The following is a 12,814-nucleotide window of genomic DNA, read 5'->3' as shown; positions in this document are numbered from 1 at the left end:
GGCAGTTTACGATCTGGCTGCTGGTCCGCAAACCGCACCAGTTTAATACATAAAAAAGAAACAAACAACGTGGCCAGAACATCGTATGTGGAGTCCTGATCGGATGTAATGCAGAAATATGCACACTTCTCCCGTCCAGGCAACGTTAAATCAATTTCCTTATGGCTGGTAATTTTCTGCACCTTCTCATTCTGCATAATCTGAAGCCGGGTTCCCAGGCCTAGTACTGCATTTCCCTTTACCTTTTCAGCTTTGGCAAAGAGTCGGTAGGGACCCTTTGCTGGGTGAGAAGTAGGGAGCCGGTCAAAAATTCCATCTATTGCTTCCAAACTCTGGTTAATTAAAATCTTATAACTCTCTGCAAAGGTTTTATCTTTATCTTTGTATTCATGGTATACATACAGGCAGAGCGCCTTTAATAAATCCATTTCAACATTATCATAAAAATGATCGAATTTGTCAGTCGTGTTGCGGATTACTACGTCCACAAAGATATCAATCAGTCCTCCCTCGTCAATCTCTGCCAAACAATCCCATGCATCGGAATTTTCAAGGTTAATCAAATTCCATTGACGGACCGTATAGTTCTGCTCTTTTAAGTATGCAACCATATCCTCATACAGTTCGGATTTCGGATCCGTCACAAACATACTCTCCCCCCGTCTGACACACTGAAGAATCATGTTTCGGGCAAATGCCCTGGACTTCATGGAACCCTGTGAGCCACACACGGCAATATTACGATTCAGTCTGGAATTCACAGGAAGGCTTAATATATTCCCGCTCGTCATTTCCAGACCCAAAATAATTCCATCTACATTCCTTATATCTTTATTCTCCTTTAACACCTTCTTCCGCTCGGTATCCTTCATATATCCAGCCGTACCATAGGTTCCAAGATTCGAGTAGGTAAAATTCCGTTCCTCATCTTTCCCGTCCGTATCGCTTATACTACCCTGGAATGCAATAACCCCGGAAATCACAAAAAAAAGCAATACGGTAAACACCGATGTTTTTAAGCCATTCATGGAAGATACCGCAAAATACAGACACCGGAACGGGTTAAGACTCACATGACCGGCATCTACCATAAGCTGCAGTAAGAAACCGCCGCTATAAAGAGCCACCAGAAGCAAGCAGGCCAGTCCTATGGCAAATTTCTTTTTCCTAAATTTTTGTTCTTCCTCCATCTGAATCCTCCATTTCTATAATTGGCAACAAAAACAGACTGCCATCTTGTCTGCTTTCCCAACCTATTTATGTTTATTCTCGTTTTATTTTCTTGTGATACTGGAACAGATTTCCGTAATAGGTCCCAATCGTACTCACGGAGTTATAAAGCGCCGTCACCATTACTGCCCGGATATTCCTCGCCTTTGATTCCGTCTCCTGCAGGCAGGATAACACGTACTGAATATGGAACATGGTTAAGCGCCGATATTGTTCTTTGACAAGCCCGGCCGGCTTGTCCTCCCGGTTGACACGAATGGTATCTCTGTTGGACGCCAGGATTTCCACGGCCACCTCCACCAGTTCCTCCAATTCCTCCTTCGCTCCTAAATCCCTTTTTAAAATGTCATACTCAATCTGCTCTTTAAATTCCTCCTTCAACTCCTGATATGATTGGATAGGATATTCTCTGTTGTGATTTATGTATGTAATTTCTGTATTTGTCTCCCTCATTTCGGAGAGAGATGTCACTTTTTTTGGTATAGATATGTCACCAATTTCGGGGGGAGGTGTCACCGATTTGAGTGACACGTCCCCCTTATTTCGGGGATACTGCCTGCTTGGTGCTCCCGTTCCGGTTGGCCGGCTCTTTTTTTCTTTTATTTTTAGCCTTTCCGGTTCCTCTTTATACTCCTCCGGGAAGGTAAGCCGCTCCAGGATGTCCACATCGAGGTCAAGAAACAGAACATTGGGAATGGACTGCCCATTTGAAGTCAATGTACGGAAAACACGGCGGACCACTCCCAGTTTCTCTAACTCCACCACCGCGTTGGCCGCGTCCCGTTTTGTAATCCCAAACTGTTCCGCTATCTGCTGGTAACTTCTCTGCAACAAGTCAGCCTTAAACCGCTTGCGGTAACCCAGAAGCTGTCCGCTCCCTTCATCCCGCACTTCGGCTGCGCGGTACCAGTACACAATATCAGACAGGATTACTATTGCAATCAAATATGGTTTTCCTGTGTCTCTTAAAATGGTTCGGTACCAGGCCGGAGGAATCACATTGCCGGTAAACCGAATTCGGCTCAACCGGTCTACCGTGTCATTACCAGTTTGATAAATCGGTTCCATATTGCTCTCTCCTTTTTCTGTTCAGCTCTGCCCTACTGCCTCCACCCCAGATATCGGTACACTTTCTCTGGCCGGATTGCCTCCACCTGAAACCATTTTGGTACAAGTAAACGGAGTACCTCTGCCTGATAAGTAAAACAGAATATTCTGCCACCCTTTCTTATCGACAGACTCATAATACGTTTAATCTGCCACAAATCCATTAAGTAACAAAAGTAAACCGGAGTCCCGTTCTCATCTTCTCCGGCCTCCGGTGAGAATCGGTCATTATTCACGCTTTTTAACGCGCCACACAAAAAGCGGTAAAACCTAACCCCATCGGATTCACTGCCTAATAATCTCAGTTGAATAGCCGCCTCTGCATAAAAGGGAATATAGTAATAACTCTCATACACATCATCTAAAGAAAAGAGGTTCCCCTTCAGTCCTCCGTCACTGATTAATATTCTCTGTACCATCTCCATACCGACTCCCATGATAATGGCACCGCCCGGTAAAAGCCGTCTGCACTTTCTAAGCCGTATCTCCAGACGGCTTTTTAAATTCCGTTCTATTTTTGGTGTCCATTTCATCAGGTTTCCCATCGTATTGTAGACCACATAAAACTGATCCGCCGCCAGTACCCCACAGGCCCTTGAGCCTTTGATTTCCATGTCCGTTTCCTGCTTCCACTCCATTGTCCCGTAATAAGATACCGGGGTACTGCCTATGATAGTTGAGGAATCGAACGGAACCTGATGGAAAACAGGGAAAAGTTCCGGTTTTTCACTCTGAAAAATCCGTATCCCGGCGCGATGAATATAAATCCATACCATACTCATACGATGAAGCCGCAACCGTTTTTCTGGTTCACTCTTCACGTGATTGGTGGAGTTGGCTCCGGATAAATAGAGCCGCACATCATCCCAATAATGAACCAATAGATACTGTTTAGCTTTATTTCGAAGCAGATAACCTCTGATACCATCTTTACTCCGAAGTTTAACTTCTCCCTCCCGCTTCAATCGGGTCAAAAGCACAGCGGCGTAAGATTCAGAACCGACTGCACGGCCAATCCAATCTGACGGTATTTCCCCGCTGACTGCTATAAGTAACAGAAGTTCATCTTTTCTATCCATTTTCATATCTGTCCCCTTCTTCTTATTCCGTTTTGTTCCTTTTCATACCCTGTCCTCTCCATCCCTGGGTAAAATGAATCTCCCTTTTTCTGTCTATGGATACGTTTTTAAAGCTCTCACCAAAATTTTACCCTGTCGAAAAACCTGTAGCGGGAATCGGATGATTTTTCGATATGATGCCCAGGTGGTACCTTTTACAAATCCACTTAGGAAACTGGTTATATTCCATCAAAAAAAGGAACGTGCAATCCCGTTCCCCCAATATGGTAGTATGATAAGTGTCTAGATGCAGACCGCTGTCCGATACAAGGAAGTACATTCCTAAAGCATCCACGACCTGTTTTTCCTCTATATTGTCATGGTCCCGAATCCTGGATCCTGGCAGTTTCTTATCATACTCATGAATAAAGCAGACCGTTGCCCGCTCATATACAGGAATTTCTTTTCCCTGCTGCTGACGCTCTTTACACCAATTCTGCAGAGCCAGAAATAAAGGTTTATAGATATAATCTGTATATTTATTTTTACGGTGAGGCAGTAAAACCGGAAGTTCTGCTTTCAATATGCAATCCTCATATTCCACACGGATTTTGTGGATTTGTACTAAATTCAGACAATATTCCTCTTTGAGAGAACTGCTAAATGTGTTTCTCAATATAAATCTCCGCAGCCGGTCTGTCAGACATTCAGCACGTTCAGAAGCTTCCATCATACAATCTAACAGTCGTCCATACTGGAAACTGGAAGCACTACGATTATAAAGTGTTTTTACGCTCTGTGCCTCAGCAAGTTTATCCTGTACTACTCCTGCAACTCTCTGAACCTCCAAAAGCTGATGTTCCAATTGTTCCATCATCTCAAATTCATGTCCTTTTTCTATAATATTCGACTTCTCCACCCTCCTTCACAACACAAAACCCAATAATTCCAGGGACCTCTATCTGACTAATTAGCGCTTTATCCTCCAAAACGATAATGTTATTTTCCTCTGAGCGCCTGCTTTTGGCGAACATACCATTTACCAGCTTTAAATCCCTAATTCCTATATAAATAATATCGTAGATGTCCTGACCACAGAAAAACAAGATTCTTACTGGAAAATCCTCTTTCACCGCCATATAGTGACCGTCCACTTCCCGTTTATGCATCATATCGATTAATACCCAAAGGCTTTGTATTGTACCCTCGTCTTTCAGCGAATAGGCAAATTCGTTGGATGCAAGAAGGCCGGTATAAGGATTTCTGTAAATCTGCCTGTTCTTTAAAAGCCTTGACACCGCTTTTCCCGCAGCCTTTTCTTCCCCATCAAAAAATTTCAAAAGCTGTTCCATATAAAGAACATTATACTTGCGTATTACCATGAGTATCCTCTCCTCCATTACCTCAGGGCTAATATATACTGCCATCCAGTTATCCTCCCCTCCTACCATATGCATGGTTTCCGAATTTTTCGAGCCGTTCCTTCAAGTTCTGCAGGTCTTTCCTGTCTGTAGTAATCAAATCATTCTCAAGCTGGCTTGCCCTAAATTCCAGTGTAAGATTATTACTGTTCGTGGAAATCATCCCTTTTCCACGCTCAAAATGTACAATCTCCATGCGTTCCGAATCGGACAGGTGAAGCAGCCCCTGCACTTTTTTTGCCTCGTCATTTTCCAGGTTAAGGACGATTTTTGTTTTCGTGGCGTTAATAATGCCACGTCCATATTTTCCTTCCTTGAGCGCCATAAAATCCGACAAATCTTGTGTCGCGCACACTGCTCCACCTGCGTAACCTCTAATTATCTTAAAAATCTCTAGAACATATTCCGCCGCCAGTTCGTTGGAGGAAGCCCCAATCAGCTGCCAGACCTCATCCAGGAATACCATCTTTTTCTCTGTCCGGTCCTCCTTTACCTTTGACCATACATAGTCCACCGCCACGAACATTCCCACTGGCAGCAAGTCCCCGGTAAGCTCTGATATGTCTAAAACAATATATTTGTTCTTCAGATCCACGTTGGTCTGCTGGTTGAAACTGGAGGCAGAACCATGCACCAGACGGTTCAAGATATTGGCCAGCCTCTTGGTCTCCTGCTTCTTAATCAGTTCATTGTAAACATCCCCCAGAACCGGCATTTCTTTATATTGTTCCGGTTTTTCCGGGTCAACCAGGCTTTCGTTCTCATGGGTAATCCCCTTCTGCTGATAGGTCAGTACCAATGCTTCATCCAGGAGCTGTTTTTCCTCATGGGACATATCGGGAATCAAAAGAGAAAAGAAAATATGCAAATCCTGGATTTTCGCCGCCAGTTCAGAATATTCCATGACTTCCCCGTCAAGGATTGCATTCGTTTCCTTATTTTTTTTCCTGATTTCCATTACATTGATACAGCTTTTTGAAGATGACGATATCTTAATAAATTCGCCTCCGATATTGGTACATGCCCTGGCAAATTCATGTCCTTTGTCTGGCGCTATAATAAAAACCTGTATGTTTTTTCTTCTCATACGCAGGGCCATTAACTGGAGAAGGAAAGTTTTTCCCGCTCCAGTTGTCCCCATGATAGAAATATTCGCATTTTTATATAAGGATGAATTAAAAATATCCACAATTACCAATGAACTGTTTGCAGTATTCACCCCCATCAATATGCCGTCCTTGTCCGACATCTCAAACGAAGTGAAGGGGTAACAGCTCGCAGCGCCAGATGTCAAAACATTCCGCTTAGAACGCTCATAAATGCTTTTATCAAGCTTTAACAGTGGCAGGGCGGACAAGAATGCCTGTTCCTCCTGAAACAGGCAGGAAACTGTGTCTAAATCCTGGGCATTTAAGAGCTTCCTCATTTCCTTAGCCCTCCACTCCACTTCCTTTGCGCTGTATCCAGTTACGGTTATCAGGATAGCAATATAATAAAATTCCTCATTTGCCGCGAGTCCATTTTTCAGATAATATCCGGATTGGATTGACTCTGCGAGATCATCAAAATCAGTATTGGTATCGGAGGCATCCTTGATTTTTGAGCGGTTCAGCCGGATTCTCCTTCCAATGCGCTCAATAGTCTTAACCTTATCCTGTTTATATAAAAAAAGGTCCACGTCAATACCCTCCCCCGCATTGACAAGAAGGGACAACCAGCCGGCCGGCACCCGGTTCCGGTACCTTGCCGATGGGACAAAGAGATATGTATGGTATACTCCGTCCATGATAACATAATTCCCATGCCTGAAGTCCAGTCTTTCGGGCGCAAAGTATTCCGCAACCGGAATCCGGCCGGTACTTTCCTCCCCATTCTCGCGGATATACCACTCGGCCACCTGATTTAACCTCTGGGAAAGAGAAACTGTGGCGCTGGTTTTCCTGTTTAACAGCAGATACAGCATTTCCACCATATCTTGTGTCGGATTATCTGATGTTTCAACTTCATTTCCACACTGGTATAAATATTTCTTTGCTGTCTGTGCATAAGAGTTTAATGTCGCTGCGATTTCAGACTCAGTTCCCCGCCTGCCGTCCACAGAAAATACCAGAAAAAACCTCCGGGTTACCGCTTCCCGGTATCCGACCGAACGCAGAAGCTTGATATAATCTTTTTGGAGCATCCGGCACCGTTCATCCGGCTCTGCCTCAATGTCCTGCTTCACAGCCTCAATATACAGGCCGATATCTGCCTTTTTCGAGATGGATTTTATCTGCAGTTCAGGAGGTGCTATCTTTAAATAGCCTATGTAAGAATAAATGATGTTACGCTGTTCGCTGGCGCTCCGGTGCAGGAAGTTAATCGGCAGAACCTCAACGATTTTTACATACCGTCCATCTGTTGTGTGAATCACTCCGTCACGGATTGATTCAATTGGAATTTCTTTAGAGGCTCTTGTGTAAGGCAGGTCATAAAACTCCTCCTGCTTTGCTGCTGTGATTTTCTCCTTTGTCTGTTTTTGGGGAGCGTTTTCTCCCTTTTGCTTTAGTTTTCTTCTTTTTTGCTCCTGCTTCAGTTTTTTCCTGACTCTCCGTAGTTCCCGCCTCCAGGCTTTTCTTTGGTTTTTCGCGCTTTTTTCCTCTTTCATGCTTTATCGTCCCTCCTTTCTCTGACCTTTCTCTCTTCCGGCTCTGTTCTAAGCGGTATCTCTCATCCGGTACGGACAGGTTGCGGCGACGCTTTAAAAATTTGAAAAAGCTTGCGATAAATGCCAAAAGACTTTCTCCCTGAACTCCCATGATAGCCAGGATTATAACCGGCACCAGGACTATCATGCCGATGTATAGTTTTGTCTTTCCCGTAACATTCAGTGACATAATAATTGGTACCAATACCGCGAGAATCAGTGCTGTTTCAAATGCATTTCTGGTTTTTACCCGCCCGGAAAGAATTGTCCCCTCCTCAGCAAAATTGGGCGGGATTGTATAAATATCAATCCGGTTATCCTCATTCATTACTCGTCACCCTCCTATTTATCCCGTTTTCTCAAATAAAACAGGCTGCCGGCACAGCTCAGGATTAATACAGTGCCAAGAATACCCAAAACTGGTATGTGCCTCCAATCCGGTTCTGTTTTAAACATCTCTTTCTCCACGGCTGGCTTTATCTGTTCTGTCTGTTTTTTCCTCTCTGCTATTTCTTGTTTTTCAGCCTGCTCTGTTATCTGCGTTTCAGTTTCTTCCGGAAATTTCTGGATACTGCCCGGTTTCACAAACACCTTACAGATAGAAATCCTGCCAGCTTCCACACAAACAGTATTCGGCTCTACATGGCAGTCATATTCCCGCAATTCTGATATGGCCGTGACTCCTGTTACTTTGTACTGCTCCCCCGCCAGCGAAAGATTTGCTATATAATCACCATCTTTATCAAGTGACACAGTAAATGTCCTTCCTCCTGCCATACCAGTAAAATGAATGGTGACTGCGCCCTGAAACCCCTGAAACACCTGGCACCGGACAGCCAGCATTCCCTTCCCTGTGTCTGTATCGGTATACTCTTCCCCCCACATTGTTTCTTCTTTTGCCCCCGCCAGACTATCAGCATGGCAAACTCCAGATATACCAAGAATCAGGCTGAGCGCAAGACTGGAAAAGAAACTCCATTTTAAACTATGCTTCATTCCTTCACTCTCCTATAATCCATATGCCGCCATCGCTTAAATCCCTGGCGTATGACTGAATTGTGGAAGGGCTGTACAGGTTTCCAGTCCTCCCCCGGCTCCCAGGGTCGGCAATGGTTATATTTCCATCACTGGTCACTCCGGTTAATACAATAAAGTGTCCGCTGCTTCCTGATATCGTATTTTCCGCACAAATTACCACCGCAAGCTTACCATTCTTCAATTCCGCAACAACATGATTCATCTGTTCCCGCCTCACACGTTCCACCGACAGTCCCCAGTTCCGAGCCGCATTCGCCGGATATGCATGGCTGGTTCCACGCCCCGAAACATATCCTCCGGTGTCCATTGCATATTGCGCTGTCATCTCCGGCGTTATCTGTTCACCTGTCAGTGTCGAAATCACAATAGCAAGCGCTGTAGGGCCGCAGCCAGAAGTGCGTATTGTGCTTCCACCGTAGGAAAGAGAGGCCCAGGGTTCCTCCCCCTGGTTGTAATACACTACCTCCCTCACACAACCGGGCACTGTCTCATAGGAGATTTTATCCCCTCCAGTAGCGATGGTACTGGTATAAATACCTCCTGACGCTCCCAAACCTAATATATAATTTTTCCAGCTTGCGGCCTTAAACAGTATATCCAGTGCCCCGTCCTTCCCATTTTGAACTAACTGGAACAGCTTCAGCACGTTATTAAAGCTATTTGGGTCCGTCACATAACGGAAACTATATCCGGTTCCTGTTGAAGACAAATGTGGATTCAACTTTACCACAATAGAATAGTCCACAATTTCAATTTCTTCTTCCTCATCGCCGGAACCAATGGTTTCTGTATGTGTTCCTGTCTCTGCCCAATCAAAAAAGGCGCTCTCTTTTTCATCAATAAAGGATTTTAAGAGCACTTTCGATATGGACGAATCGGTCTGTGTGATTCCCGGTATCGTGTTTCCGCCACCCTCTCCCATATATCCCAGAACCTTTTGCACATAGGCTGGTGTTTCTCCATTTTGGGGAATTTGATACCCTGCTCTCTTCACAGCGCCTGGCCCCGCGTTATATGCAGCAATCGCCAATTCCAGCCCATTCGGATAAACAGAAAAAGCTGCAAGTTGCTGTGAGATATAGTTAGCTCCTCCCATAATATTCTGTTTAGGATCGTAGGGATTGGTAACTCCCAGGTTCACTGCCGTTTCGGGCATAAGCTGCATGATTCCAATAGCACCTGCACTGGATACACAATTTGGATTAAAATCGGATTCTGCTTTTGCCATAGCCTTTAATAGTACTTCTGACACCTGATAAGTGGCGGACGCAAGCGTAAAATATTCATCATACGCACTGGTAAGACTGCTTGTCCCTCCCCCTGTACCGTACCCATTAAATCCTTCTATTTGTTTCCCGTTCCAGGTTTCTTCCATCAGAACGGCCAGATACTGGCTCAATTTTGGTTTCAGGACTGTCTCATATTCATCATCCACCTCATACCCATCGTATCCACTCTGGTTATTATCATAGTCAGCCCGGATTTCCTCTGCTGCCTTATCTCTTAGGGCCTCGACCAAACCATATATTTCTGACTCAAAAGCCGAATCAGCGGCAAAAAGAGCCTCTATTTGTATTTTTATGTTATTGCATTCTGCGGTACGAGCCTGGGACACATATGCATCCGCATCTGCAAAGCCGAGATACATAAAAATAAGGCTGACAGAATTTACAAGCAGATATGCAAAAAGCAGGATTGTAAGCAGGATAGAACCTATTACATTCCAAACGGTTTTACTTGTAAGCAAAGCGCCGACTAATGTTCCAAGCGGTCCCCCCAACGCGGTTCCCACCGTGGCACCGCTGGCCGCACCTCCAGCCCTGACAGCCCCAGCGGCGGCATGTACCGCCTGTATCGAATGGGCAATTTTTTCTGTCTGCCCCGCTGCCCGAACGATTCGTGCAGCCGTTTCTGCCGCTTTGTCAAGCGGCTCATTGCTCCGGTCTTCGTTCATTCTCTCTCCTATAAAACAGCCGGTCCCATTTAGACCGGCTGTTTGTTATCTTTTTTCTCCTTTCCCGTCCGCATACCTCTTTCCGGTATTCTTTTTGTTCTCCGGTTTCTTTTTCGACGCTTGCTTCGGTACGCCTCTCTCTTGAGGAGTTTCCTTGTATACTTTCTCCAGACGTATCATGCCGTTCTTTTCCAAAACCGCTTTTGTTTCCGGTAAAACCGCTGGAGCTTGTTCCTTTTCCGGAAGTTCGTAATAGGTTTTTCCATCTTCATGTATCGTCTGATAGGCTCCCTGTGGTTTTTCAAACCGACTGGCATCATAACGCATATACCGTTCTCCATCACGCTCCGCAAGATAAGAACCATAATTTTCATCAGAACTGCCCTTTCCGGATTGACCATAAGTTCCGGTACCAGTTTCCATAACTGTACCGCTCTCCATTCCGCCCTGGGATACACCTTTGACCTCTTGCATACTTTCAGCGCCTGAGACAGCACCAACACCATTGGAAACACTGCCATCCATTCCCATGCTATGGGGCTGACCTTCGTCCATGGCGCCACCACCTGCCATTTCGTTTATTGCGGTATCAGTATCCGATATGCCGGCTCCTGCCGTACTGGTTCCCGGCAGACCAGAATGTACAGAAGAGGCCGGGCTATCCAAACCACCTGCATAATCTGCAGCCATGGCTTCTGCTCCACCAGGCAATGTTCCTGCATGTTCTTTTACCTGTGCGGATTCACTATCATATGAAAGAATACCAGTGTCTGCCATTCCTGCACCTGGTTCTGCTTCCTGCCCGCCATCCTGCATTCCGGTAATTCCACCAGTCTCTCCTGATACCTCCATACCGCCACCCGGTTCTGCTCCTACAAAGCCAGAAATATTGCCTTCGTCCATTCCGATTTCAGTTCCAAACGCTTCTTCAGGCTCATCAAGGGAGGCTCCAAACGGCCCATCTTTTCCATATCCCATTCCGGGAATTTCCCCTGCCTCATCATAAGAACTATCCCTAGGTACATCCTCATCATAATTAAAGCCAGGGTAATCCATACCTTCCCTACTCTCCATCCCGTCAAAGGAGCCTTCTTGTGCATCAAAATCGGATTCATCCGGCATTCCAAAGGGGGCATTTGCACTCTCAGTACCAGGCATTCCACTGTCAAAATTATTTTCAGCCCCATGCCAGTCAATGTCCTCCCCTAGTTCTGGGTTTTCATCGGCATTTACTCCACCACTCACGCCGCCAATATTGGAACTATTCTGCATACCGGACATACCAGCTATTCCAAAGTCCGGAGAACCACTTCCCATTGGAATTGGTTTTCCTGTGCTGAATCCCATGGGGGAAGTTCCCTTTTCCTGGCTTCCGCCTCCGATTCTGCCACCGCTGCCTCCCATATGAAGCAGCCGGCCTGCCATAAGAAGTGCGCCCATACCACTAAGGCCGCCTCCGATTCTGCCCAGATTCACTCCCAGAGAAGCCATATAACTATCAAGCTTCGCGGTTATCTTACAAAATCCAATCAGACACATGGTTGCCGCAAAAAACTTCGTAAATCCATAACTGCTGGACATTAAGTTACCATAGCCCGAAAGGAACATCTTCAGACACCACGCGTCCAGTATGATAATCAATATCTGTCCACCAAACATCCTCACCCATGTGGTGGTAATATTATTTGTGGATTTTGAACCGCCGGCTGCAAATGCCAATGGTGCGGTATAAGAAAAGATTCCCAGCAGGACATACCGTTCCGCCAAAATAAAAAGCATTTTAAAATAGTTCCAAGCTACAACAAAATGCATGATTAACAAAAGCATCTGAATGCTGATTATATCGATGCCCAATACAGATACCACTGCCTCCGCTGCTGTCACGTATGCTGAAAAAGAATTAACTGTGATTGCGCTTCCCGCTACCCACTGGTAAGGAGTTCCTACAATATTCAGAATATAATTGACAATATCTTTTGCGTAGACAATCATGAAAAGGCTGATGGCCGACCGAAGTATGAGTTCAATTGGCTCCTCCGATGAGGTTGTTATCTTGCTGAATATTCCCTTAAATAACTGCCAGACCAAAATCATAAGAAGAATCATAACCGCAATCGGCATAATGCCATCCCGGTACAAATTACCGGCAACGCCAAACAATTCTTCAAACAGATTTAAATTACAGGATAAAATTTCCGTAAACATACTGCTTGCGACATCCATCATATCTATGATAAATTGGGAACACATTTCTTTAATACTTTCAAATAATAATTCTAACAGCCAGCCCATTTTATTATCCCGTTACAGGATTTTACAC

At 45.1% G+C, this 12,814-nt stretch carries 10 protein-coding genes; all 10 read right to left on the bottom strand.

The features are described 5' to 3' along the window. Positions 1–1,190 (bottom strand): type IV secretory system conjugative DNA transfer family protein (locus H8S75_RS30905; RefSeq protein WP_187024749.1); only part of this gene is annotated, 1,190 nt, incomplete at its 3' end. Between the two features lie 73 nt (positions 1,191–1,263). After that, complete coding sequence (locus tag H8S75_RS30900; protein ID WP_187024748.1) at positions 1,264–2,298, bottom strand: DUF6017 domain-containing protein; 1,035 nt, start codon at positions 2,296–2,298, stop codon at positions 1,264–1,266. Between the two features lie 32 nt (positions 2,299–2,330). Further along, entirely contained in the window at positions 2,331–3,422 is a 1,092-nt protein-coding gene (locus H8S75_RS30895) for a hypothetical protein (RefSeq protein ID WP_187024747.1), read from the bottom strand. A 121-nt stretch (positions 3,423–3,543) separates the two neighbouring features. Then, the gene (locus H8S75_RS30890) at positions 3,544–4,314 is read right to left on the bottom strand and encodes a DUF6100 family protein (protein WP_289582845.1); all 771 of its coding nucleotides are present in this window, start codon (positions 4,312–4,314) and stop codon (positions 3,544–3,546) included. Continuing rightward, positions 4,280–4,822 carry a DUF5697 family protein gene (locus tag H8S75_RS30885; protein ID WP_243270534.1) on the bottom strand — a complete coding sequence of 181 codons (543 nt, stop codon included), beginning with the start codon at positions 4,820–4,822 and terminating at the stop codon, positions 4,280–4,282. Before H8S75_RS30885 ends, H8S75_RS30890 begins: the two co-directional genes overlap by 35 nt. Positions 4,823–4,826: 4 nt before the next feature. Next, a complete protein-coding gene (locus tag H8S75_RS30880) occupies positions 4,827–7,184 on the bottom strand; it encodes a VirB4 family type IV secretion system protein (protein ID WP_081034197.1) in 2,358 nt (785 codons plus the stop codon). 100 nt (positions 7,185–7,284) lie between these two features. Further along, complete coding sequence (locus H8S75_RS32955) at positions 7,285–7,590, bottom strand: hypothetical protein (protein ID WP_242867885.1); 306 nt, start codon at positions 7,588–7,590, stop codon at positions 7,285–7,287. Positions 7,591–7,844: 254 nt separating this feature from the next. Further along, positions 7,845–8,498, bottom strand: coding sequence for a hypothetical protein (locus tag H8S75_RS30875; RefSeq protein ID WP_148510527.1), 654 nt, complete (start codon positions 8,496–8,498; stop codon positions 7,845–7,847). Positions 8,499–8,502: 4 nt separating this feature from the next. Next, positions 8,503–10,494: a transglycosylase SLT domain-containing protein gene (locus H8S75_RS30870; protein WP_187024745.1), complete on the bottom strand. Its 1,992-nt coding sequence runs from the start codon at positions 10,492–10,494 to the stop codon at positions 8,503–8,505. A 45-nt stretch (positions 10,495–10,539) separates the two neighbouring features. Then, complete coding sequence (locus H8S75_RS30865; protein ID WP_243270533.1) at positions 10,540–12,699, bottom strand: SLC5/6 family protein; 2,160 nt, start codon at positions 12,697–12,699, stop codon at positions 10,540–10,542. Positions 12,700–12,814 lie beyond the last annotated feature (115 nt).

Origin of the sequence: Hungatella hominis, assembly GCF_014288005.1 — a bacterium.
Lineage (GTDB): Bacteria > Bacillota > Clostridia > Lachnospirales > Lachnospiraceae > Hungatella > Hungatella effluvii.
This window is presented reverse-complemented; position numbering and strand designations above follow the sequence as displayed.

What these genes read in the sequence shown, in the direction of transcription:
- H8S75_RS30875 (WP_148510527.1), bottom strand. Translation starts at nt 8,498, where the DNA reads ATGAAGCATAGTTTAAAATGGAGTTTCTTTTCCAGTCTTGCGCTCAGC.
- H8S75_RS30895 (WP_187024747.1), bottom strand. Translation starts at nt 3,422, where the DNA reads ATGAAAATGGATAGAAAAGATGAACTTCTGTTACTTATAGCAGTCAGC.
- H8S75_RS30865 (WP_243270533.1), bottom strand. Translation starts at nt 12,699, where the DNA reads ATGTTTACGGAAATTTTATCCTGTAATTTAAATCTGTTTGAAGAATTG.
- H8S75_RS30900 (WP_187024748.1), bottom strand. Translation starts at nt 2,298, where the DNA reads ATGGAACCGATTTATCAAACTGGTAATGACACGGTAGACCGGTTGAGC.
- H8S75_RS30885 (WP_243270534.1), bottom strand. Translation starts at nt 4,822, where the DNA reads ATGGCAGTATATATTAGCCCTGAGGTAATGGAGGAGAGGATACTCATG.
- H8S75_RS30870 (WP_187024745.1), bottom strand. Translation starts at nt 10,494, where the DNA reads ATGAACGAAGACCGGAGCAATGAGCCGCTTGACAAAGCGGCAGAAACG.